The organism is Cytobacillus sp. S13-E01 (genome assembly GCF_029193815.1).
Taxonomy (GTDB): domain Bacteria; phylum Bacillota; class Bacilli; order Bacillales; family Bacillaceae_L; genus Bacillus_BV.
This window is the reverse complement of the sequence record NZ_JARFVC010000015.1, coordinates 35798-61319: the sequence shown is the minus strand read 5'-3', so window position 1 is coordinate 61319 and position 25522 is coordinate 35798. Positions and strand designations below refer to the sequence as shown.

Annotated in this window: 22 protein-coding genes and 1 tRNA gene; 5 read left to right on the top strand and 18 right to left on the bottom strand. The window is 36.1% G+C overall.

What is annotated here, in order from left to right; genetic code table 11:
- Positions 1 to 123: 123 nt before the first annotated feature.
- Positions 124 to 942, bottom strand: a complete 819-nt coding sequence (gene speD / locus PY093_RS11370) for an adenosylmethionine decarboxylase (protein ID WP_275645998.1) — start codon at positions 940 to 942, stop codon at positions 124 to 126.
- 248 nt (positions 943 to 1190) lie between these two features.
- Positions 1191 to 1871 carry an MgtC/SapB family protein gene (locus tag PY093_RS11365; RefSeq protein ID WP_275646019.1) on the bottom strand — a complete coding sequence of 227 codons (681 nt, stop codon included), beginning with the start codon at positions 1869 to 1871 and terminating at the stop codon, positions 1191 to 1193.
- Positions 1872 to 2041: 170 nt separating this feature from the next.
- Between PY093_RS11365 and PY093_RS11360 the strand changes: the two genes are divergently transcribed.
- Both PY093_RS11360 and PY093_RS11355 read left to right on the top strand, forming a co-directional pair.
- On the top strand, positions 2042 to 2479 hold the full coding sequence (locus PY093_RS11360) for a MarR family winged helix-turn-helix transcriptional regulator (RefSeq protein ID WP_275645997.1): 438 nt from the start codon (positions 2042 to 2044) through the stop codon (positions 2477 to 2479).
- Between the two features lie 3 nt (positions 2480 to 2482).
- A complete protein-coding gene (locus PY093_RS11355; RefSeq protein ID WP_275645996.1) occupies positions 2483 to 2713 on the top strand; it encodes a hypothetical protein in 231 nt (76 codons plus the stop codon).
- Between the two features lie 246 nt (positions 2714 to 2959).
- On the opposite strand, the gene PY093_RS11350 is transcribed toward PY093_RS11355, so the two are convergent.
- From PY093_RS11350 to modA, 3 genes are all read right to left on the bottom strand, one after another.
- On the bottom strand, positions 2960 to 4450 hold the full coding sequence (locus PY093_RS11350) for an alanine/glycine:cation symporter family protein (protein ID WP_275645995.1): 1491 nt from the start codon (positions 4448 to 4450) through the stop codon (positions 2960 to 2962).
- Between the two features lie 232 nt (positions 4451 to 4682).
- Entirely contained in the window at positions 4683 to 5342 is a 660-nt protein-coding gene (gene modB / locus PY093_RS11345) for a molybdate ABC transporter permease subunit (protein WP_275645994.1), read from the bottom strand.
- Between the two features lie 2 nt (positions 5343 to 5344).
- A complete protein-coding gene (modA, locus tag PY093_RS11340; protein WP_275645993.1) occupies positions 5345 to 6115 on the bottom strand; it encodes a molybdate ABC transporter substrate-binding protein in 771 nt (256 codons plus the stop codon).
- Positions 6116 to 6731: 616 nt separating this feature from the next.
- On the opposite strand from modA, the gene PY093_RS11335 reads away from it, so the two are divergent.
- Positions 6732 to 6914, top strand: coding sequence for a helix-turn-helix domain-containing protein (locus PY093_RS11335; protein WP_275645992.1), 183 nt, complete (start codon positions 6732 to 6734; stop codon positions 6912 to 6914).
- Between the two features lie 350 nt (positions 6915 to 7264).
- Positions 7265 to 8899: a ribonuclease J gene (locus PY093_RS11330; RefSeq protein WP_275645991.1), complete on the top strand. Its 1635-nt coding sequence runs from the start codon at positions 7265 to 7267 to the stop codon at positions 8897 to 8899.
- A 1191-nt stretch (positions 8900 to 10090) separates the two neighbouring features.
- On the opposite strand, the gene PY093_RS11325 is transcribed toward PY093_RS11330, so the two are convergent.
- From PY093_RS11325 to queG, 11 genes are all read right to left on the bottom strand, one after another.
- Positions 10091 to 10510: a universal stress protein gene (locus PY093_RS11325; protein ID WP_275645990.1), complete on the bottom strand. Its 420-nt coding sequence runs from the start codon at positions 10508 to 10510 to the stop codon at positions 10091 to 10093.
- 109 nt (positions 10511 to 10619) lie between these two features.
- Positions 10620 to 11048 carry a universal stress protein gene (locus tag PY093_RS11320; protein WP_275645989.1) on the bottom strand — a complete coding sequence of 143 codons (429 nt, stop codon included), beginning with the start codon at positions 11046 to 11048 and terminating at the stop codon, positions 10620 to 10622.
- A 7-nt stretch (positions 11049 to 11055) separates the two neighbouring features.
- The gene (locus tag PY093_RS11315) at positions 11056 to 12486 is read right to left on the bottom strand and encodes a SulP family inorganic anion transporter (protein ID WP_275645988.1); all 1431 of its coding nucleotides are present in this window, start codon (positions 12484 to 12486) and stop codon (positions 11056 to 11058) included.
- Between the two features lie 185 nt (positions 12487 to 12671).
- Entirely contained in the window at positions 12672 to 13091 is a 420-nt protein-coding gene (locus PY093_RS11310) for a universal stress protein (protein ID WP_275645987.1), read from the bottom strand.
- A 57-nt stretch (positions 13092 to 13148) separates the two neighbouring features.
- Positions 13149 to 14621 (bottom strand): SulP family inorganic anion transporter, encoded by a 1473-nt coding sequence (locus PY093_RS11305; protein ID WP_275645986.1) that lies wholly within the window; start codon positions 14619 to 14621, stop codon positions 13149 to 13151.
- A gap of 325 nt (positions 14622 to 14946) precedes the next feature.
- Complete coding sequence (locus PY093_RS11300) at positions 14947 to 16218, bottom strand: MFS transporter (protein ID WP_275645985.1); 1272 nt, start codon at positions 16216 to 16218, stop codon at positions 14947 to 14949.
- A gap of 208 nt (positions 16219 to 16426) precedes the next feature.
- The gene (gene yhbH, locus PY093_RS11295; RefSeq protein WP_275645984.1) at positions 16427 to 17599 is read right to left on the bottom strand and encodes a sporulation protein YhbH; all 1173 of its coding nucleotides are present in this window, start codon (positions 17597 to 17599) and stop codon (positions 16427 to 16429) included.
- A 346-nt stretch (positions 17600 to 17945) separates the two neighbouring features.
- Positions 17946 to 19841 (bottom strand): PrkA family serine protein kinase, encoded by a 1896-nt coding sequence (locus PY093_RS11290; RefSeq protein ID WP_275645983.1) that lies wholly within the window; start codon positions 19839 to 19841, stop codon positions 17946 to 17948.
- A 633-nt stretch (positions 19842 to 20474) separates the two neighbouring features.
- A complete protein-coding gene (gene trmL / locus PY093_RS11285; protein ID WP_275645982.1) occupies positions 20475 to 20957 on the bottom strand; it encodes a tRNA (uridine(34)/cytosine(34)/5-carboxymethylaminomethyluridine(34)-2'-O)-methyltransferase TrmL in 483 nt (160 codons plus the stop codon).
- Between the two features lie 47 nt (positions 20958 to 21004).
- Positions 21005 to 21880 carry an amidase domain-containing protein gene (locus PY093_RS11280; protein WP_275646018.1) on the bottom strand — a complete coding sequence of 292 codons (876 nt, stop codon included), beginning with the start codon at positions 21878 to 21880 and terminating at the stop codon, positions 21005 to 21007.
- Positions 21881 to 22083: 203 nt separating this feature from the next.
- On the bottom strand, positions 22084 to 23217 hold the full coding sequence (gene queG / locus PY093_RS11275) for a tRNA epoxyqueuosine(34) reductase QueG (RefSeq protein ID WP_275645981.1): 1134 nt from the start codon (positions 23215 to 23217) through the stop codon (positions 22084 to 22086).
- A 103-nt stretch (positions 23218 to 23320) separates the two neighbouring features.
- Between queG and PY093_RS11270 the strand changes: the two genes are divergently transcribed.
- Positions 23321 to 23986 (top strand): B3/B4 domain-containing protein, encoded by a 666-nt coding sequence (locus PY093_RS11270; RefSeq protein WP_275645980.1) that lies wholly within the window; start codon positions 23321 to 23323, stop codon positions 23984 to 23986.
- A gap of 283 nt (positions 23987 to 24269) precedes the next feature.
- On the opposite strand, the gene PY093_RS11265 is transcribed toward PY093_RS11270, so the two are convergent.
- A tRNA-Gly gene (locus tag PY093_RS11265) sits at positions 24270 to 24343 on the bottom strand.
- A 209-nt stretch (positions 24344 to 24552) separates the two neighbouring features.
- Positions 24553 to 25521 carry a sugar phosphate isomerase/epimerase family protein gene (locus tag PY093_RS11260; protein ID WP_275645979.1) on the bottom strand — a complete coding sequence of 323 codons (969 nt, stop codon included), beginning with the start codon at positions 25519 to 25521 and terminating at the stop codon, positions 24553 to 24555.
- Position 25522: the final 1 nt, after the last annotated feature.

Sequence of the window (25522 nt, the reverse complement as noted above, 5' to 3'; positions counted from 1 at the left end):
TTACAAATTTCGAAGATAACACAATCATTCGAAATAAACGAAAGACGAAATCCCTCAATAAAAGTCTTTGTCATTTTCTATAAAACACGCTTGAATATTTAGCTATCCAAGCGTGTCTTTTACTTACATTAGCCCATTATTAATGTTTTTCCCGTAAAAAATTTCATCCATTTCTGATTTTAGCTTATGTGTAATGATATCTTGTTCATCTGGAGTCAATTTATCTTTTTTATACCCAAATAGGTAATTATCTAGATCAAATTCTTTAAGTTTACATTTTGTGTGAAAAATATTTTCTTGATAGACGTTAACATCAATCATGTCATAGTACATTTGAATTTCATCAGGTATATAGTTCTGGATGGAGTTAATTTCATGATCAATAAACAGTTTATGGCCATTTACATCCCTAGTAAAACCACGGACACGATAATCAATGGTCATTACATCTGTCTCAAATGAGTGAATTAAATAGTGCAAGGCTTTAAGAGGCGATATTTCTCCGCAGGTAGAGACATCAATATCTGCACGGAATGTACTTATGCCTTCATCGGGATGGGACTCCGGGTATGTGTGAACTGTAATATGACTCTTATCCAATTGAGCAATAACTGAGCCTGGTATTGGACCGGGAGATTCCTCGAACGATTCTACCGGTGATTCATCTACCGGACCTTCAGAAACGAGTATAGTTACACTGGCACCCTGTGGCACATAATCTTGTTTAGCGACATTTAAGATGTTAGCACCGATAATATCCGTTACGTTTGAAAGGGTCTTAGTTAACCTTTGTGCATTGTATTGTTCATCAATATAGTTGAGGTAAGCATCTCGTTCTTCTTTTGTTTTTGTATAACATATATCATACATATTAAAGCTTAATGATTTCGTAAGATTATTAAAACCATGTAATTCGACTAATTGCTTTGGAGTAAGCTGCATTAAAATTTCTCCTTTATTTCTATTGTCAAGCAAGTTTCAATTGTTTTTAGCTTGTTTGAATGGATGGATTATATTCTCTTTTTTTATAATTAGGGGATAATTTTCTAATCCAATAGAAATAGGTGTATATGAAAGACAATTGAGTAGTTATACAGGTTTATAATTTACATAATTAATTTTTTTATACGACGAACTTTTTTTAAAAAAAAACCAAGATATTATTACACTCCTGCCAGCTATTTAAATACCTACAAAAGCTCTATCTCAATTGAGTGGATATCATCGATTAATTTTAAATCATCATATACATCTGATGTATATCTTTTTTGATGAATCGTAACCACTAAATCTACGACACGATACTCTTTTTCATTTATATCTTTAATTCGCACTCGTTCGATATGGATTTTAAGATCCCTTATTTTTTGAAAGGTGTCTTTTAAAACAACTTCTCTATTCACTTCAATTCTTAATTTCAATTCTTTCTCACGAAGAGTTTTCGGACCAATTCGTTTTAATAGCGGACTTAGTAATTCAATCGCAATAAACATAATAGCAGTTGCATAGACTGCTTCTATATAAAAACCTGCGCCAACTGTAAGCCCAAGTCCAGCGGCCATCCAGATCATTGCAGCTGTTGTTAACCCACTTATCACATCATTGTTTCGACGTAATATCGCTCCTGCCCCTAAAAAACCTACCCCTGAAATGATTTGTGCAGCAAGCCTTAGGGGATCCATAGGCTTTTCATAAGGAACTGCATACAAATCTGCAGCTTCAATTGAGACTATTGTAAGTAAACATGAACTTACGGATATTATGATGGTGGTTTTTAAACCTAGTGGCTTCTTCTTTAATTCTCTCTCAAAACCAACAGCAGCCCCTAAAACTAATGATAAAATTAGCTTTTGTAATAAAACATAGTCAATTACCACTCAAATGTCACCCTCTACGCTTCTTTTTTCTGTACTATATTACATTTCGCCTTCCCAATTAAATCTCCTTTGTTTACCATCTATATTGTTTCTAAGAACTAGACAACAAATCATATTATGTATTATAGTTACCTAGGTAACTATTTTAACTAGGGGTGTCGATAATGATTAACGACCACAATTTATTCCACTCAATTCAACAATTATCACGTCAATTAACGAAGCATCTAAACGAAGCATTAGGGCCTTTCGGATTATATAGTTCACAGTGGTCTGTACTATTTACGTTAAAAACCAATGGATCTTTGACACAAAAAGAACTTTGCGATTATTTATCGGTTGAGGCACCACCTATGACAAGAACCATTCAAAGACTTTTAAAGCAAGGATTTGTCGAGCAGATTCCTGGAAAAGACAAAAGAACAAAATTTATTAAACTAACAGATAAATCATTGCAAGAATATACAAACTGGGAAACTGCAGTTTTTCAAATGAAACGTGAGTTAGTTAGTAGATTTCCAAAACAGTCACAGGACCAGCTTTATACCCTACTATCCGAGTGGCTTCTTCACCTTCAGACAGCGGCAACAGAGGAGACATAACAAATGACCCAAACAAAACTATGGACAAAAGACTTTATTACGATTTCATTCAGTACCTTTTTTGTGTTTCTAACATTTTACTATTTGTTAGTAATCCTTCCTATATACGCATTACAGGAATTTAACGCCACTGAATCAGAAGCAGGATTATTTGGGCTTATTATATACTATTTTCTTCATGGAAAAAGTCGGGTCGTTACAAAAGAACATATAGAAAGCAGTACAAACGTGTAATAAGAAAAGCTCAAGGCGCCCGCCTTTTGGCGACAAGCATAAGACAAGCCATGACTGAAGGCGTTTTTTGCCTTCAGGAACGGATTGGCTTATGACCTCAGGTCCGATGGCGCCCGGAGCTAGACACTAAAACTAGGTACAAACTTTTAAACTTTCTTATCTTTTAAAAAAACAAGCACCCTATTCTCTAACAAGAGTGGATGCTTGATTTAATTATTCTTTTAAAATATTTTCCTAATAAACTGATTAGTTTTTATCAATTGTTTTGCCGGATACTCCTCCGTTTGATTGTTCTTGAGCTTCATATTTATATTCTTTTTCCCAGAAATCAGCACCTGTAATACCGAGCTTTACAGGATCAAATACAGGGTCTTTTCCTTCTTTTTTCTGAGCTTCATAGTCTTTAAGAACTTTCAAGGCTGGTTTTGATAAGAGTACAATGGCGATAAGGTTAATCCACGCCATACTTCCTACACCAATATCCCCTAATGTCCACGCAAGTCCTGCCGTTTTAACACTTCCGTAAAATACCATTCCTAAAATAACAATTTTTAAAATATGCTCTGTCCAAACACGCCTGATCTTCCCGTTAATATAGGTAAGGTTTGTTTCTGCCATATAATAGTAAGCCATAATTGTCGTAAATGCGAAAAATAGTAAGGAAATAGCTACAAATGGAGCACCAAAGCCTGGTAATACAGATTCAACTGCTTCTTGAGTGTAACCTGGACCTGGTTCCATTTCACCAAGTGTTGTAACAATTGCTTCTTGCCCTTCTGGTACTACATTGTACATTCCTGTAAAAAGAATCATAAAGGCTGTAGCCGTACAAACTAACCATGTATCAACGTATACAGAAAAAGCTTGAACAAGTCCTTGTTTAGCTGGATGAGAAACTTCCGCTGCAGCTGCAGCATGTGGACCCGTTCCTTGTCCTGCCTCATTCGAATAAATTCCACGTTTTACTCCCCATGAAATCGCAGCACCTAGTATACCTCCAAAGGCAGCATTTGAGCCAAAAGCACTTGAAAATATAAGTGAGATAACTGCTGGAATTTCAGAAGCATTTAATGCAATAACGATTAATGATACAATGATATAACCTATCGCCATGAATGGCACAACAAATTCAGCTGTACGAGCGATACGTTTAACACCACCAAAAATGATAAGAGCTAATGCTATAACAATAACTAATCCGGTGATCCATGGGCTGATTCCAAAGGCATTATCAATACCTGTGGCAATACTATTTGCTTGAACCCCTGGTAACAACGCTCCAGTTGCAATTACTGTCACAACCGCAAACAATATAGCATACCATTTTATATTCAAGCCCTTTTCAATGTAGAATGCAGGCCCCCCACGATATTGTCCATCTTTCTTTGTTTTATAAACCTGACCTAACGCAGACTCAATAAATGCAGACCCAGCACCTAAAAAGGCAATAAGCCACATCCAAAACACAGCCCCCGGTCCTCCGTACGCAATCGCAGTAGCTACCCCAGCTATATTACCTGTCCCTACCCTTCCAGATAATGATAAACTAAGTGCCTGAAATGAAGAGATTCCTGCGGACGACTTGTTTTTTGTAAACAGTAATTTTACCATGTCTTTCACATGCCTTACTTGCATAAACCTAGTTGCAAGTGTGAAGTACAAGCCAATCCCTAAGCATAAAATAATAAGTGCTTGGCTCCAGATGATTCCACTTAACCAATTCGCAAACTGTTCCAATTAATTTCCCCCTTTACATTTTTAAGTTTGTCTTCATATTGATTATAAATTATATCTAACAGAAAATACATTATTTTATTTGTTTTCTGAATATTATAATATTTATTTCTGGCCTCACAAAGAAAAAAAGAGTTAAAAACTTTTCGACACCTTCCGTGAACATGTCGAAAAAACAGCATTCGACATCTTCCGTGAAGGTGTCGAAATCGAAGGTGTCGACAACCTTAATATTTCATCCTTTATTTAACCATCTATGGACAATAAAAAGGATAGTGATTGTCGCGATACTTAAGATAAGAACCATAGTGTGTGCATCCATCATTCGATTAGCTTGTACAGCATCATAGATTGCGATGGAAAGTGTTTGTGTTTTACCAGGAATGTTTCCTGCTACCATCAAGGTTGCGCCAAATTCCCCCATTGCTCTAGCAAATCCAAGGACTACACCTGCTAACACCCCTTTATATGATAAAGGAAGAATCACAGCTCGTAATAGGTCCCAGTTCGTTGCTCCATCTAACCTAGCCGAATTCAATATATCTGCTTCAATTGATTCAAACGCAACTTGAATTGGGCGTATTAATAGTGGTAATGAAGCAATTGTAGCTGCAATTACTGCAGCCTTCCAAGTGAAGATTAATTGCCCTCCAGTTAGCGATTCAATAAGCCGCCCTAATGTACTATTATTTCCGATTGCAATGAGCAAATAATATCCCAAAACAGTTGGGGGCAAAATTAATGGTAAGGTAACAAGTAACGAAAGAAGCTCTGTCCAAGCATTTTTCTTAAATGTAAAAATCCAGGCAAAAATGATACCTAATATAAAAGATAAAATGGTAGCGATAAATGCTATTTTTAATGATAAATAAAGTGGAAAAAATATTGGTTCCATGCTTACTCCTGCGGAATCTCAAATCCGTATTTGATTAAAATTTCTTGGCCCGTATCACTCATTACAAAGTCAACAAATTGTTTTGAAAAAGCCTTATTCTTCGATTGTGCTGGTATGCCAAAGGTTTGAGTAATGGGCTGATGTGTTTGACTATCCAAGAGTAAAAACTTATCTACCGTTTGTTCCTCAATTAAAGCTCGTGCAATAATCCCAACATCAGCATTTCCCGTCTCAACAAATTGATAGGCTTGTCTAATATTTTCAGCATAAACTACCTTTTCTTTAACCTGGTCCCAAATCCCCATCGATTCAAGCGCCTCTTTAGCTGCTTTTCCGTAAGGTGCGTGTTCAGGATTAGCAATGGCAATCGTTTTTATAGTTGTATCAAGTAACTGCTGATTTACGTTAAAATCCATCGTTTCCAAGTGTGGGTAATAGACTCCTAAACGTCCGATAGCATATATCTTTTGATAATCACTTATTATTGATTTTTTTTCACTTAAATCTCGAATGAATGAATCATTTGCTGCTGCAAATAAATCAAACGGAGCACCCTCTTCAATTTGTTTACTGAGTTGTCCAGTTGAACCAAAACTAAAGGTAACATTAATACCAGTTTCTTCTTTAAACAATTCACCAATCTCAGTAAAAGCCAAATACACATCTGATGCAGCTGCGATTGTTATCTCATTTTTTTGAGCTTGGTTATTGCAACCAGTGACAAATAGTAAGGTAACACTTAATAATAATAGTGAAACTTTGTTAGCTATCATTCTGATCTCCTTTTTAAAACTAAACTACATACTATTATAAATGAAAATCGTTCCTTTTACTAAAAAAGTAGTAGCAAATGGAAATATCTCTAATCAATAATCGGTTTCGGGGTAAAAGTTCTCTAGAAAAACTAACTACATTTTCATATATTAAACAAACACCACACCCATGCATATTATAAGAAAAGCGCAGGGCGCCCGCCTCGGGGAACGTCGATTAAAACCCGCCACGTCCTGTGGCGAACATCGACATCAGCACATCCTGTGCAAGTCAAGCATAAGACGAGCCCTGACTGAAGGCGTTTTTTGCCTTCGGGAAGGGCTTGGCTTATACCATAGAGCCGATTGCGCCCGGAGCTAGACACTAAAACTAGGTACAAACTTTTATACTTTCTTATCTTTTAAAGAAAACTCGCCGGAGTGGCGAGCCTAAAAGGGCGAAGACTGAGGCGTAGTTGCACTTATGTGGTTTAGAATTTATGGATATAAATTCTGATTAGCAAAAAAAATTGACTTAATCCTTTTATAACCATTTATATTCATCTATAATTTTGACGTTTTCAAACGAACTGATTATAATATAGAAATAAATAACTATTCTATAGGGGTTGCTCCAATGGATCAAGAAATTATGACAATCACACAGGTAGCAAAGTACCTTCAAATAAGCGATATGACAACCTATAAGCTTGTACAAGAAGGGAAAATACCTGCTTTTAAGGTGGGACGTCACTGGAGAGTAAAAAAAGTTGACTTATCAGAGTTTATTGAAAAGCAGAAAAAAGGAGACCGTTTCTAAAGTAATAAAAAGTAGCAAGTGTCAGTATTACCACACACTGGTGAAAATGTTATTTCAGTTTCAATATAACCGATACTTGAAGACCTAGCGAAATATCCCTTTAGCTATGAGTATTTTTCAGGTAAAGGATTAGAACTACGGCTAAAGCCAAGGAAATACGTTAGATGAAGTGAACGGTTTAGATTTTGTATCCTCTTCTCCCCTTTCTAATTTCCAAAAAGAATAAAGATAATTTAAATTTACAATGTACAGGTTAAGGAATAAAAATATTATTCCTTTGTCTAAGAACTAAAATAGATGAAAATAATTTCTACTTTAAGTAAGAAATAGAGCATCTGATGGAGGATAATATGGCAAATAGAGCGACAACTGTAAAGGTAATTCCCTTAGGTGGACTAGGTGAAGTGGGGAAAAACATGTACCTGGTCGAGTATAATGAAACAATTATCATCATTGATTCAGGTATCAAATTTCCTGATAGTGAGCTGTTTGGTATAGACTATATTATTCCAGATTATACCTACCTTGTTGAAAATTCCCATAAAATAAAAGGTCTTTTTATCACACACGGTCATGAAGATCATATTGGCGGGATTCCCTTTTTATTAAAAAGTATAAATATCCCTATTTATGCTGGTAGACTTGCGCTTGGATTAATAAAAAGTAAGCTAGAGGAACATCATTTATTACGAGACGCTGTGCTGCATGAAATTAACGAAGACACAGATGTCTCATGCAATGAACTAATAATTACTTTTTTTGCTACAACCCACAGTATTCCAGATTCATACGGTATTGTTGTCGATACCCCTTTCGGAAAAATCGTCCATACTGGAGATTTTAAATTTGATTTTACCCCAGTAGGAAAAGAACCCGATCTCATCCGTATGGGTGAAATTGGTAAAGATGGCGTGTTGTGTTTATTATCCGATAGTACAAATAGTGAAATACCTGGCTTTTCAATGTCAGAACAATTAATTGGGAAAAACATTGTAGATATCGTACAAAAGCAAAAAGGCAGAGTCATTTTTGCTACGTTTGCATCGAATATTTATCGACTACAAGAAGCGATTAAAGCATCTGTCCTTACAAACCGAAAAGTTTGTATGATCGGGAGAAGTATGGAAAAAAACATTGCATTAGGCAGGGAACTTGGATACATAAGTGCACCTCCTGAAACCTTTATAACGGCTCATGAAATAAAAGGGTACCCAGCAAATGAACTTACAATTTTATGTACAGGCAGTCAAGGAGAGCCGTTTGCAGCACTATCAAGAATAGCAGAAGGAAGACATAGGTACATTAGTGTTATTCCAGGGGACGCTATCATATTTTCTTCATCACCAATCCCAGGTAATGGGGTAGCGGTTAATCGTGTGATCGATAAATTGGTAAGATCCGGTGCTGAAGTAATTAATCATAAATTAAGTGACATCCATACATCAGGTCATGGTGCGCAAGAAGAACAAAAGCTTATGATTCGTTTAATGAAACCAAAATACTTTCTACCCATACACGGAGAATTTAAAATGCAAAAAATGCACCAATCATTGGCCATCCAATGTGGCGTAGCCAAAGAGAATACATTCCTTTTGGACAATGGGGATGTTTTAGGTATTAACTTCACCGGTGCACATATTGAGAATAAAGTACCAGGGTCTTCTGTTTATGTAGACGGAAGCAGTATTGGTGAAGTTGGGCGCAGTGTTCTACAAGAACGAAAAGTATTATCTGAACACGGGATGATCTCTATCTTTATCTTGCGCAAAGACGGAGAGATCATCGGTTTGCCGCAGATTATTTCAAGAGGGTTTGTATATATTAGAGACTCAGAAGAACTTATTAAAGACATTAGAAAAACGATTTTAGAACTCTTAGAAGAAAGACACATTAGTGAATACAAAATTAAAAAATCGCTTTCTGACTTTATTTATAAAAAAACAAAGCGGAATCCACTTATCATCTCCAAGTTTATTGAAATATAAAAATACAAGCAGTAAGATTTTCTAAGTAGTTCGGTTATGAAGTAGGGAACTCGAATTAACAAGCTAAATCACATATTTATTACACAACTTAATTGCATAAGAAAACGCAGATTTTTAACATTAAAGGGTTCCGTTTTGAGGTGAAAATCCTATAAATGACAATAAAAAAAGCGCAAGGCGCGCCCGCCTATCGGCGCGTCGATTAAAACCCGCCACGTCCTGTGGCGAACATCGACATCAGCACATCCTGTGCAAGTCAAGCATAAGCAAGTCGGCTGGAAGGTTGTTCTTTGACTTTCCAGACGGATTGGCTTATACCATAGAGCCGATGGCGCCCGGAGCTAGGCACTAAAACTTGGTAAAAACTTTTATACTTTCTTATCTTTGAACAAAAGCGTGCAATCTGACAACAGATTTGACACCTCTTTGACACCCATAAATAAAAAGAAAGAGTGAACCCTCAAGGACCAAGAGATGAGGGAATCAGCATGGTTTAATAAATAAGCGGAGAAATTTCTCTTAATTACGAAATAGCACTTAAAATAGCTTAAATAGACGGAAGAATTCCGACTATTTACACAAAAAACGTCAAAATGGATCATTTTGCATTGCTTAAGCGGAAAACCTCCGCTTATATACCCCGAACCAAGCCTTATTACGTAATTTAACCGGAAAATCTCCTCTTAATTTAACTATCAATGGTTACTAAATTTAGGAGATGACTTCTGATGTATTTAGAAATATCGTAAGAATGGACATCCCAATTGACACTTAATTTTGAGTGTCCAATAAGCATTGTCCTTTAAATTTATTTTGTCATTAGTGGTTTTATTTTACTATAAGAGGTATTATAAATCCCTATATAAAAGGAAATGGCATACATCGATTCGTATGCCATTTCTAATGTCAATTTTCCGTTATGTACCTCAAAACGGAAAGGTTTATTTTAACATCTCTGCGTTTTTCTATTGCTACTGTTTATTTTTTCATCTACCACCACCCGATAAGTTAAGAGTAAATACTTCAATGTATGATTCCTTATTTATCCTTTACTATAAGTTTAATATCTTGTATCTTCCATTTTTTAGTCTTGTCATTACGCCCTAACGCCTTTATCATTACCGTTTTCCTCACTCTTGTTATAAGTAACTAAAAGACTGAATATTAAGATAATTACAACCATAACTCTAACTATTTCACAATCATTACTGGACACTTTGCTTTTTTTGCAACTTGGTGACTAACACTACCAAGTACCATTTCCTGTAGCACATTTAACCCTCTACTACCTAATACGATGACATCCGTTTGTAGTTCTTTAGCTAATTGAAGAATTTTTTGGACTGGTTCCCCACGTATAATGATAATTTCATAATTCACGCCTGCTTCTTTTGCTTTCTCTTCTATGGTTCGAAGTTTTCCTTGTCTTTGTTCAGATACTTCACCTAAATCCCAATTACGTAAAATATCATGTTTTGAGTGATTTCCATCTACTACATATAATACGTTAATTTTCGATTCTGAATCGATCTTCGCTAACTCTATTGCTTTTTCTGCCGCTCTAAAAGAATGTACAGAACCATCAGATGCAACTAGTATCTTTTTAAACAAATCTGATCCCTTCTCCCCTTTTACTAAAATTATACAATGAAAAGGAAGGTAATTAAAGCGCTTTCATAAAATTTAAAATAGCCTATATAAGAGGAATCTCTACTCTAGGCTATTTCACAATCAGGACTGGACAATTTGCACGTTTAGCAATTTTATGACTTACACTCCCTAACACCATTTCTTGCAGAGCATTTAAGCCTCTACTCCCTATTACAACTACGTCAAATTGATTTTTATTCGTATATTCTACAATTGCTGGACCAGGTTCTCCTTGTAACATTTTTATTTCATACTGAATCTCTGATTTTTTTACCTTTTCCTCTATATTCCTGAATCGCAGTTCCTTTGTTCCTGTTATGTCTATATTATTCCAATTTTGTAATACCTCAGATTTCGCTTTTGACGTATCAGCTACATAAACTACAACCACTTTCGATTCAGAATCACATTTTGCTATTTCAATCGCTTTATCTACTGCACGTGTAGAATGTTCGGATCCATCCCATGCTAAAAGTATGTTTTTAAAAACGTTGATCAACTCCTTATTAATGTGTACTTAATTTATCAATAAGATCAGAACTTGATTTATTTAATCCTAGTATTTCCACATTTACTCCTTTTTCTTCAAACTTACGTACAATCTTATCAATTGCAGCAACTGATGAGTCATCCCATAAGTGAGATTGATTTAGATCTAAAATTACATGTTCCTTATTTTCGATATCATAGTTAAATGATTCTAAAACCTCAGACACAGAGGCAAAGAAAAGTTCTCCTTTAAATTCATAAACGACACGATTGTCTTTGACTATTTTTTTCACCTTAACTTTAGAAATTTTTGAAACAAAAAATACTGCACTTAATAAAACTCCGGTTAAAACACCGATAGCTAAATCATGAGTAAAAATAACAGTAACTACGGTAACAACCATTACTATAGTGTCCGTTAAGGGTACAATTCGTAGTGTACGTAACGAGTTCCAGTCAAAAGTACCTATTGACACCATGAACATTACCCCGACCAAAGCCGCCATTGGAACTTTGGCAACAAGATCTCCTAAAAATACAATCAAAAGTATTAAGAACACACCAGCAACCAACGATGATAACCTGCCTCTACCCCCAGATTTCACATTTATAACTGATTGCCCAATCATTGCACACCCTGCCATTCCACCAAAGAAACCTGCTGCTATATTAGCAATCCCTTGTCCTCTTGACTCTTGATTTTTATTACTTGGAGAGTCAGTTAAGTCATCAACAATTGTGGCAGTTAATAGTGTTTCAACTAATCCAACTATGGCTAAACCGATAGCATATGGAAAGATGATTGCTAATGTTTCAAAGGATAAAGGTACAAGTGGAAAAACAATATTCGGAAAAGCCTTGGATAATTGACCCATATCTCCAACCGTCCTCACTTCACTTCTAGTTAACAATGCGATGGAAGTAATCACGATAATAGCTACAAGTGCAGACGGAATGACATTGGTTAGGTATGGAAGAAGATAGATAATTGCAAGAGCGCCTACAACCATGGCATACATTTCCCAGCCCTCACCTATGAAATGTTGAAGCTGAGAAGTAAAAATTAAGATTGCAAGTGCATTTACGAACCCGACCATCACTGAACGAGGTATAAACTTCATAAATTTAGCTAATCTTGCAACACCAAATGCAATCTGTATTATTCCGGTTAAGATAGTAGCTGCTAGAAGATAATTGAGTCCATGATCTGCTACCAAATCGATCATGAGTAGGGCCATTGCTCCTGTTGCAGCCGAGATCATTCCTGGTCTTCCCCCAACAAATGCAATGATAACTGAAATAACAAATGAGGCATACAGACCAACCATTGGATCTACACCAGCAATGAGCGAGAACGCAATGGCTTCAGGTATTAATGCAAAAGAGACCACAACCCCGGCTAGAAGGTCACCCTTGATGTCACCGAACCACGTTTCTTTTATGTTCATTTAGCTCACCCTTCAAAATTTGTAATTGATGTTAGTGTCCCCATATAAAAAAATGAGATGACTGGTTACTTCAAAAAAAAAATAAAATAACAAAAAAACCCATAAAAGTTTATGGATTTTAGTAAAATGGGCTTATACATAATTGTACTAAAAGTTAATTTTTTAAAGGTTACCAATTCATTACTTTATTTTACAATTAAAACTGGACAATTCACTCGCTTTGCTACTTTATGGCTCACACTGCCCAATACCATCTCCTGCAGCGTGTTTAACCCGCGACTTCCTATAACAACCAAATCAAAATGGTTTTGATTTGCATATTCAACAATTGATGGACCTGGTTCGCCATGTAACATAGTGACCTTATATTCAATACCTTTTTCGATAAACCTTTGTTCTGTTTCTTTCAGTCTCGCTTTTCGTTCCATTTCTACTGTCACTTTATCAACATTGTGTAACACATCAGATTTTGAAGTTGATGGATCAACAATATATACAATTTCAAGTTCTGCTTTTGGATTACTTGATGCAATATATACAGCCTTTTCTGCTGCACTAATTGCATGTTTTGATCCATCTGAAGCAACTAAGATTTTAGTAAACATGCGCTTATCTCCTACTATGTAAGTGAGGATAATGGACAACCAGTATCCTCATATATTTTAATGCCCTGATAATTTTGCGCCTGGCTTATCATGTACTGCCAAACGATTCACCAATGTCGAACTAGGTTCATTTAGCCCAATGATTTTAACCTCAGTATTATTCTCTCTAAACTTAATGACGACTTTATCTATAGCAGCCACAGCAGAATCATCCCATACATGTGCCTGTGAAAAGTCTATTTCGACTTTGCTTATTTCTTCTTTCAAGTCGAAACTATTAACTAAATCCGTAACTGAAGCAAAAAAGACTTGACCCGTCACTCGGTACAATCTTGTTTCACTTCCTTCAACTAACACACTCGAAACATGTACCTTTGATATTTTTGCAACAAAGAATATAGCACTTAAAATAATACCCGCAAATACACCTTTTGATAAATCATGGGTAACGACTACTGTCACAACAGTCACGACCATAACTATCGAATCAGTTAATGGTGCCTTGTGTAATACTTTCAGAGAAGACCAATCAAATGTACCTATGGATACCATGATCATAACTCCAACTAATGCGGCCATTGGGATTTGAACAACAACTCCACCAAGGACCATGATTAAAAATATTAAAAACACACCGGCGACAAGTGATGAAAGTCTTCCTCTTGCACCTGATTTAACGTTAATAACCGCTTGACCAATCATCGCACATCCTGCCATACCACCAAAGAAACCAGTAACAACGTTAGCAATACCTTGGCCACGGCTTTCTTTATTTTTGTCACTGCCTGTATCTGTCATGTCATCCACAATAGAAGCAGTCAACAGTGACTCTAACAATCCAACAATAGCTAATGCGAGTGAATATGGAAAAATAATCGTTAATGTCTCAAGATTAAACGGAACCATCGGAATTGCAAACAAAGGCAACGCTTGCGTTAGTTCACCCATATCTCCAACAGTTCGAACACCGCTCCCTGTAAAAATAGCTATTATTGTAATAACAATAATCGCAATAAGTGGTGAAGGAACAGCCTTCGTGAAACGCGGAAGCAAGTATATAATAATTAATGCCCCCGCAACCATTGCATACATTGGCCATGATTCACCAACAAAGGCTGGTAATTGAGCCATGAAGATAAGAATAGCTAACGAATTCACGAATCCGACCATAACTGATCGTGGAATAAACTTCATGTATCGTGCTAATTTAAGCACACCAAAAACAATCTGAAGGATTCCAGTTAATATAGTCGCAGCAAATAAATACTGCAAACCATGGTCTGCAACCAATGTAACCATGAGAAGAGCCATTGCACCTGTCGCTCCTGAGATCATTGCAGGTCTTCCACCTACAAACGCGATGACCACAGCAATAATAAAGGCGGTATAAAGCCCAACCATTGGGTCAACCCCCGCAATTATCGAAAAAGCAATTGCTTCTGGGATTAAAGCTAAGGCAACAACGATTCCAGCAAGTGTATCGCCTTTTATGTTACCAAACCATTCTTGTTTAATTGTCTCTAAATTCAAAAGAACACCTCTTCCTATTTTTTAGAATGACTTTCAACTCTCATGAAAGTCGGGACCGTTGTGAACAAGTGAATCTTATCACAAATTCACAAACTATGAAATTAGGATGTAAGCGTACCTCATGGTTTTTATTCTCTATAAATCTCTTAATATCTTCCACTTGCTTTATTTTTCACAAAACCGACACATATTTAAAAGAAAAAAAATTCAAATAATTCATTTACATTATTAAATAAGCCGATTGGAGCAATACTATTTAAACAAAAAGACACCCTTGATTGTTATCAATGATGATACACTCAAGGGTGTTTTGTTTTAAACAATTTTAAGTTTTTATTATTGGCTTTTCCGCCAGTAATGCGGATACCGCTCCTAAAGCTGGAAAGATCATCATTACCAGTAGAATTTCATTATAACCACCAAAAAAGTCATAAAATATCCCAAAAGGTAATGGTCCAAACGCAGAACCTATTACCATAACTGACATTGCTAAACCTTTAATGCTTCCAATATGCTTCCGACCAAAAAAGTTTGGCCAAATCACATTTAATGCAATTCTTTCAACTCCACCTACAATACCCCAAAGAACACCAAACGCTACCGCGAGTATGATAGATTTTGAGAAAATAAGGAGTAAGAGAAAAAGAATTTGTCCTATAAAAGTAACAACCAACATGTAATTGGCCTGAATTTTTTCTAAAATAAATCCTGATAATACTGTAATTGGGAAGCCAACAATTGCCATTAGACTAAGCACGGTGGCTGCAAGAGCTGGTGAGAGTTCATTACCAGTAAAAATTGACAACAAGTGAAATGTTAATCCTGTATTCACCATTGCGGGAATACTTACGCAAAATAACAATAGCCAAAAGGTTTTTGTTTTCTTTGCTTCGGATAGGGACCAACTTTCTTCTTCAACTGGTACACTTTGCTTTAATGTCGTTTTGTTAGTTTGTCTATTATCAGGAAGTAAACCTATATCTTCTGGTTTATTTCTGACAAAAAATAAGGTTAATGGGACAAATATTATTAATAAAAGGAATCCCCATATTCTCCAAGTATGCTGCCATCCCCATTGTTCAATCATCCAAAGGTTTAATAAAGGAAATGTTGCTGAACTTAAAAATCCACCTATTGCCATTAAACTAAAGGCTCTTCCCCTTTTTTCAATGAACCACTGTGGGACCAGTGTGTTTGGAACTAGTGTCATAGATCCTTGCCCAAATAGACGAATAAGAAAGAAACCTATAAACAGCATGACTGAATTCGTTACGGTACTGTTAAAAAAACACGCTAGCGCTAATGCTGATGCAACAAATACCATTGCAAACCGTTGACCGTACTTATCAATATAACGTCCAACAACAATCATCAATAAACCTGCAAGTAATGTCGCAAATGAATATACTGACGAAACAACCGAGCGACTCCAACCAAAATCTGCAAGATAATAATCTATAAATACTGCATTAGAATAGGTCTGTCCTGGACCGGAAAAGAAAACACCTAAAGCCCCCATCATCACTATAATCCAGCCATAATAAAAAGGTGTCTGAACGGTTTTATGTAAATTTTTTTGTTTTGCTAGCGCTCCCAAATAAATCCACCTCTTTTCATTTTATCATTATAGCACGATTTTTTTGGTTGATTAGTTATAAAAACGAGTAAACGAGTCTGATATTCGACTAGATTTGGAAAAGAGAAAGTAAGAATAAGATGCACTGTGAATAAAAAAACGCACTAGAAAAGATCTCTCTAGTACGTTTTGTTATTTATAATCAGAAGAAGAGGGGTTCGCCCTCTCTCTATGCATACATCTTATTCTCTTCATTATTGAAGAAACTCTTCATCGCATGGAAAACGTCTGCTTTTTGTTTGAGGATAAAGTAACGAAATTTCTCATCTGAAATGTTTTTATACGCGGACATTAGTGTTGAATGACGGTTATACTGGTTGACTTCACCATACCCAAACATATTAGAGACTTTCATAATCTCTGTCACAAGTTTTACACACCGAGCATTATCTGAAGTTAAATTATCACCATCTGAAAAGTGGAATGGGTAGATGTTATATCTGGATGGTTGGTATTTGCCATCAATTAATTCAAGTGCTTTTCGATATGCTGATGAACAAATCGTTCCCCCGCTTTCCCCTTTAGAGAAAAAGTCCTCTTCCGTAACTACTTTTGCTTCTGTATGATGTGCGATAAATTCGATCTCAACTGTTTCGTACTTTGTCCGTAAAAACCGTGTCATCCAGAAGAAGAAGCTTCTCGCCATATATTTCTCCCAGATTCCCATGGATCCGCTTGTATCCATCATTGCCAGAACGACTGCTTTTGAGTCAGGTTTCACAACCTCATTCCATGTCTTAAACTTTAAATCTTCAGGATAAATCGGATGAAATTTTGCAGTACCACTCATTGCATTTCTTTTATACGCTGATAACATCGTTCTTTTCTTATCAATATTACCCATTAACCCTGTTCTTCTTATATCATTAAACTCAATCTCTTCAATAACGTTTTCGTCTCTTTCTTTTTGCTGTAAATTAGGTAATTCTAATTCTTTAAACAATGCATCTTCTAGTTCCATTAATGAAACTTCTGCTTCGTAATAATCTTCTCCTGCTTGGTCTCCCGCTCCCTGACCTTTTCCAGGACCCTTCTGCCCTTCACCCGAACCATCTCGTGCGACAACATCACCTACTTGACTTTCTCCATCCCCTTGGCCAACATGTTTATTTTTATCGTAGTTGTAGCGTATCTTGTATTCATCCAAGGATCTAATCGGAATTTTTACAACATCTCGCCCATTCGACATAATGATGTTTTCCTCTGTAATTAGATCAGGTAAATTACTTTTAATTGCTTCCTGGACCTTTTCTTGATGCCTTTTTTGATCATCGTGGCCTTTTCGGTGGAGGGACCAATCTTCTCTTGAAATCGCAAAGTTTTTTTCGTTTCCGTTTGTCAACTTTATCCCCTCCTACATTTTTATTAATTTTTTTAATATAAAATTGCACGTTTCCACCTCTATTTTCATACATTATCTTGACGGATTTTTAAAAACATTATCTACATATAAAGTGGATTACTCTATCCTATGCAAGAAAGAAGAATTATTGACAAATAATTTGAAAATTGAGTTAGTATCCACTAAAATTAGACAAGTTGTTGATAAGAGTTATCAGCTTAAAACGTTTTTTTAGGATAAGAGTCCTGCTAGGGGTTACTTAGCAGGGAATCTAACTTATTTCGATTTTGCGAGTGGCAAGCCTGAAAAAAAGGACAGACCCAAATGGCCTGACCTTGCTTTCACACTATCTATTTAATAGACTTCCAACATAGCGAAGTAGTTCGTTAGCAGATGTAGAGTTATAACCATGTTCATCAATTAATCTTGCTACAACCTCATTCACTTTTTTCAATTGTTGCTCATCCGGTGTTTTACTTGAAGTTGTTATCTTCACAATATCTTTTAAATCTGCAAATAACTTTTTCTGAATCGCTTCTCTTAAGCGTTCATGAGATTTGTAATCAAACCTTTTACCTTTTCGAGCATAAGCAGATATTCGAATCAAAATTTCTTCACGGAACGCTTTTTTTGCATTTTCGGATATACCAATTTGCTCCTCAATGGAACGCATTAGCTTTTCATCTGGATTCATTTCCTCTCCAGTCAATGGATCTCTTAGTTTATTTTTGTTGCAATATGCTTCGACATTATCTAGATAGTTATCCATTAACGTTTTCGCAGATTCTTCATAAGAATAGACAAATGCTTTCTGTACTTCTTTTTTAGCGATATCGTCATACTCTTTGCGCGCTACAGAAATAAAGTTCAGATAACGATCACGGTCCTCATTTGATATAGAAGAGTGATGATCAAGACCTTCTTTTAGTGAACGTAATACGTCTAGTGCATTTAATGAAGGAATTTCTTTTCGAATGATAGTTGATGATATTCTGTTAATAACATAACGCGGATCAATTCCACTCATCCCCTCATCGGAATGTTCTTTCTTTAACTCATCAACATCAACTGAATTAAAGCCTTCAACACTTTCTCCATCATATAATCTCATCTTCTTAACCAGATCAATATCACCTTTTTTAGGAGCCTTTAAGCGGGTTAATATTGTAAACATAGCTGCAACACGCAGAGTATGTGGTGCAATATGAACATCGCTAACATCACTTTCACTAATCATTTTTTGATAGATTCTCTCTTCTTGACTTACTTTGAGGTTATAAGGAACAGGCATTACGATAATACGAGAGTGTAAGGCTTCATTCTTTTTATTAGCAATAAATGACCGATATTCCGTTTCATTTGTATGAGCGACAATGAGTTCATCTGCGGAAATTAGAGCAAAACGTCCTGCTTTGAAATTACCTTCTTGTGTTAAGGATAATAAATGCCATAAAAATTTCTCATCACATTTAAGCATTTCTTGGAATTCCATCATACCACGGTTTGCCTTATTCAACTCACCATCGAATCGATAGGCACGCGGGTCTGACTCAGAACCATATTCAGCAATTGTTGAAAAGTCGATACTACCCGTTAAATCGGCAATATCCTGTGATTTAGGATCAGAAGGACTGAATGTACCTATCCCTGTTCGTTTATCCTCAGATAAGAAAATGCGCTCTACTTTTACATCTTCAATTCTGCCACCATACTCTTGTTCAAGTCGCATCATATTAAGAGGGGAAAGGTTTCCTTCGATTCTTACTCCATATTCATTATAAAAGTCTTGTCGTAAATTGTGTGGTATTAAATGAAGTGGATCTTCATGCATCGGACAGCCTTTAATTGCATAGACAGCTCCTCTTTCATTATGAGAATAAGTCTCTAGCCCTCTTTTTAACATCGTAACAAGCGTTGATTTACCACCGCTTACTGGACCCATAAGTAATAAAATTCTTTTTCGGACATCAAGTCGTTTTGCTGCTGGATGAAAATATTCCTCGACAAGACGTTCAAGGGCTTCTTCTAAGCCATAAAGTTGATGATCAAAAAATTTATACTTTCTTTGCCCATTCACATCTTCAATCCCTGCGTCTTTAATCATATTGTAAACTCTTGAGTGAGCTGATTGTGCCACTATTGGGCGTTCTTTGATAATCTCTAAGTAATCAGCGAAGGTACCTTCCCACTTTAAACGTTGTTCTTCTTCACGAAGCTGTTCGACTTTCTTTAAAATATCCATATGGGCCTCCTCCAGGTTTTAGGTTGAGTGCATGTTACTACACTTTATGCGAGGATGTCCGGTATCATTCGTTAGAAAATATAAAAAAACGCTACTATTCGTGGGACATCAGGATTCACAAGATGTATAGTAACAATTAAAATTTCCGATTTTTAATTTAGCTAGACACATTAATTCTTTCTTTTCAAACCATAAAGATATTTCAGACTAGAACTCCTGCTATGAACTGAAATATCCCTTTAGAATATGTTCTATTTAAAGAATCGTGCATATCTCAAATTTGATATACTATATGCAGAAGAACATAAGCGCTGGACGTAGATAGACAAAGACACGAAGTTATACACTACCTTACAATTTTATAAATCCCTTAACAAAAAAATAATAATTTGTCCAGTTTTCATTCACATGGCACTTTCATTAAGTTATAATAAAACTATATTGTGTTTTGTTTGGGTAATATAGTAATAAGGAGGAATACAAATGAAACTAATTCTTATTTTAGGTGTCACCTTAGCATTTTTATCAGCCATTTTCACTTCTGGATACGATGATAAGCCAGGTGTAAAAAAATAATGTATGTAATCTAAAAATGACCTTCGTCCAGTTAGTTGACGAAGATCATTTTTATTATTATGACAGTCCAGGATAATTCTGTTGCCTTAGGGCTTCATACACTAGAATGGCAGCAGTATTTGATACATTTAACGACCTTATATTTTCAGTCATTGGCAGTCGTAAACAACGTTCTATATTATTCTCAATTAGTTCCTTTGGTAGCCCCGTTGTTTCTCTTCCAAAAACAAAGAAATGTTCTTTTGTTTCATCACTATAATCAAATGTTGAATGTGGCTTTTTACCAAATTTCGTAATGAAGTAGAACTCTCCATCTTTATTTGTTTCCAACAATTCCTCTAAAGAGTCATAATACTGGATGTTTACATATTGCCAATAATCTAATCCAGCTCGTTTTAGCATTTTGTCATCTGTTGAAAAACCTAATGGCCGGATTAAATGTAATGTTGTATTCGTTCCTGCACAAGTACGGGCAATGTTACCTGTATTTGCTGGAATTTGTGGTTGATATAATACGACATGCAGACCCACACTACTCACCTCGGTGTTATTATACACTTAAAGCTAAAAAAATTAAAACAACTCGTCTAATCATGATCTACAATAGTAAAAAATTTATATTTAATGTTTGGTGTATAGGCAGTTGAGTCTTCATAGTTCCAGTACCTCAATCTGCTATTTGTCGTATGCGCATTCACTAACGGCATATTATCATGATCTTTCGCGACCACTATAGTCGTATGATCAAATCGTCCATCTCCTTGAAAATCATAACAAATAACATCTCCTAACAATAAATCGCTTGGTGAAGAAACCTCTTTTGCTTGCAAACCAGATTTTGAACCACTTAAATACCATCGAAACGAATGAGCTACTGACCAGCTGTAGCTCCAATTATTATTTGCCATCCACCAGCCTTTACTCCTATTTGGCTGACCCGTCATAGGCGCACCACCTGCATGTAAGCATTGAGATATAAAATTAGTACAATCTACATCAAACTTTTTATAGTTGGAATTATAGCTATTCCACCATCTCTCAGCATAACGAACAGCTTCCAAGCGGTTATATTTAAAGGCCCTAGATTCTCTTGTATCGCTTTCTCTTTCAAGTGGCTCAAAGTCAAACTCCTCTTTTTTAATTACCTCACTATCCTTTATAAGTTCATTTGACTCGAAAATGGCGCTTCTTTCCTCACAGTATTCTTCTAAATATAGTTTCTCGTTTTGGTTAATTAAAAATTGATAATGTACCAGATAGGTAATGTGAATTTGGTTATCAAATTTGTTTTTTCCCAGTATCTGCCCTTCTGCTCGGCATTTCAAAATTTCTGAATTTCGCTTTCTACACAATTCCTTTTTCTGTATTACATATACCATATCCTCTTTTGGTAGGTCATTACGAAAACTACCTACATACGACGCAACTCGCGACTCTATTCGTTTTATAATCGTTTTCCTTATCGACAACGTAATCACCAACCTTTTTAGGTTTGTTACTACACAATATGATTTGAAATGGTTTTTATACTGAATTAACAAAACTGATTGAGTCACTAGCAATGCGCAGTGCGTCCGGAGCTAGACAGTGAACAAAATTAAACATTTTACACTTTGTCACCTTAATACAAAAAGGATTTACCGCAAATGGCAAGTCCTTTTATACATTATTTAGTTAGCATCATGAGACCAGCCTCAATTTCCTTATGAACTTCTTCATCGATTTCAGAGATTTTCGCTTCTTCTAGTTCATTAACTATCATCTTATTGCCTATTTTTCCTAGAGCCCAAGCAGCAGTTCCTCTGATTACAGGTCTTGGATCCGATTTTAATAAGAGAAGTAAATCAGGTATTGCTGACTCATCTTTAAAGTGAGCAAGGGCTATTATGGCATTTCTTTGAATCGGCTTCTTTCCACGCCATGATCCAGATATGGGGCCAAATTTCTCTTTAAAATCCCGGTTACTAATGTGTAAAAGCGGCTTTAAAACTGGTTTTACAATGTCAGGATCTGGTTCCATTTCTGGATGAAAATGAAAATCCATACCTTTATTTTTAGGACATACCGTTTGACAGGTGTCACACCCATAAATACGGTTGCCAATTTTCACTCTATATTCTTCCTTTAAAAAGCCCTTTGTCTGAGTTAAAAAAGCGACACATTTATTCGAATCGAGTTGTCCACCTTGAACAAGCGCACCAGTTGGGCAAGCTTCAACACATTTATTACAGGTACCACACTGATCTTCGATAGGTGTGTCTGGTGGAAAAGGAATGGTCGTTATCATTTCACCTAAATAAACATATGAACCAAACTCAGGTGTAAGGATTGCGCAGTTCTTACCGCTCCAACCTATTCCTGCTCGTTCTGCAACAGCACGGTCTGAAAGCTCGCCAGTGTCAACCATTGATTTCATTTTCGCACTAGGTACTTTCTCTAGTATAAACGCTTCTAATTTTTGCAAGCGGTCTCGAAGCACATGGTGATAATCTTGTCCCCATGATGCCCGGCAAAAGATACCTCGTCGTTCATTCCTTGTACTTTTCGGGGCATCCTTCATTTTTGAAGGATAGGCAAGTGCAATCGCAATGATAGATTTTGCCTTCGGTAGCAAGAGCTCTGGATTTGTCCGTTTATCAATATCTGGTTCTTCAAACCCCGATTGAAACCTTCGCTCTTGCTGGACAATTAATCTTTCTTTAAGCTCTTCAAATACACCTGCACTCGCAAAACCGATTTTATCAATACCAATTGATTTACTATATTCAATAATTTCTTTTTTAAATTTTCCTGCATCCATTTGAGGCAAACCTCCTTTCAATTTTTATAAACGAATACCCTTCATTTTAAAACTAATAATCCCTATGGTAAACTACCTGTAATGATGTTTGGAGGGAGAAATAATGGAAATTACGATCACAGAAGAAATAAAATCGCTCATCCCTAATTTTAAATTAGGAGTGATACACTATTCAAATACGACTATCGATCAATCACCACAAATGTTAAAAGGAAGATTACAACTATTTCAAGAATCCATTTACTTTGATTTAGAAAACAAATTAGTAACAGATATCGAAGGAATAATGGAATGGAGAACACTTTTTAAAAAAGTGGGGACAGATCCTAGTCGATATCGTCCTTCTGTAGAATCACTATATCGCCGGATAAAAAAACAAGATTATTTATCTACTATCAATTCTGCAGCGGATTTGAACAACTTTTTTTCTTTACAATATGAGGTTCCAATTGGCATTTATGATGCAGACAAAATTAACGGAAAGATTACACTAAAAATCGGGTCTAACAGTGATCAATATCCTGCAATAAATGGACGATTAATTAACATGGAGAAAAAGCTCGTGACTTGTGATGCTATTGGCCCATTTGGTAGTCCATATATTGACTCAAACCGTACTGCAGTTAATGAAGACACGAAAAACGCTATCCAAATTATCTATCTTAAGCCTTCTCTAGATACGGAACAGTGTATGAAATTAGTAGAATCCCTGCAAAATATGTTCATTCAAGTGAATGGTGGCACAGGTCACTTTTCCATACTTACTTAAATTTATTTAGATATTCATTCATACCAAATAGGTCATAAGAAAAGCGCAGGGCGCCCGCCTTTCGGCGACAAGCATAAGACGAGCCGTCTGGAAGGTTGTTCTTTGACCTTCCAGACGGATTGGCTTATGACCTCGAGCCGATGGCGCCCGGAGCTAGACGTAGATAGACAAAGACACGAAGTTATACACAACCTTACAATTTTGTAAATTCCTAAACAATTAAAAAACGCAATGCATCGTTTTACTAAGAAACGAGACACTGCGTTGTGACCTATGTTATGTATGGAGCGGGTGATGAGAATCGAACTCACGACATCAGCTTGGAAGGCTGAGGTTTTACCATTAAACTACACCCGCAAAAATATTATGTTGGTAATTATACCAATGTATCTTACTTTGTGCAACACTTAATTTGATTGTTTATCAAGAAGTGAACAATTATTATTATATCGATTGTTGTCGAAATATGCAACCTTTTTATCAAAAAAAGGGATTTTTATTAAACCTAATCTACTATGAAGACATCGTAAAAAGGAAGAGATTCTATTTTCTCTTCCCGTCTAATACTAAACCCACCACATATTTGACGGCGGATCTTCAATAATAATAGATTTCAAGTTTTTAACGGCTCTTGCGAAACCTTCCTCTATCGACATGAGTGGATCTTCATGTTCAATGCTCACTACAAAGTCATACCCATACGTACGAAGAGCACTCATCATATCTGACCACTCTTGTAGACTATGTCCACAGCCTACCGAACGAAAAGACCATGCTCTAGTTTGGACATTTCCGTATGGTTGCATATCCGTTAAACCGTACATATTCACATTATCTTGGTCAATGTATGTATCCTTTGCATGGAAATGGTGTATCGCATGTTCTTTGCCTAATATTTTTATAGCTGCCACGGGATCGATTCCTTGCCACCATAAATGACTAGGATCTAGGTTTGCGCCAATAGCATCACATGTTTCTTCTCTTAGCTTGAGGAGAGTGTAGGGTGTATGTACTAAAAAACCTCCGTGAAGTTCAAGACCAATTTTCACATTATGTTCTTTTGCAAATTGGCCTAATTCCTTCCAATAAGGAATGAGTTTTTCCTCCCATTGCCACTTGAGGATTTCCCCGTACTCGTTTGGCCATGGTGCAACAGGCCAGTTAGGATAGCTAGCTCCCTCATGATCACCCGCTGTGCCTGAGAAACAATTAACAACCGGGACGTTCATTAAGCTTGCCAGTTTAATTGTTTTAACTAGTGCATGATGTGATTCTTTTGCAAAAGTAAGATCAGGTGAGATGGGATTACCATGACAACTAAAAGCACTAATCTCTAGTCCTCTTGACGTAATTTCCTTTAAGTAATTTGTGCGCTTTGCATCGTTCTCAAGCAATTCATCAACCATACAATGGGCATTACCTGGATATCCCCCTGTTCCAATTTCTACTGCATTCAGTCCTGCGTTTTTAACATAGTCGAGCATTTCCTCAAAGTTTTTCTGTGAAAATAATACTGTGAATACACCTAATTTCATG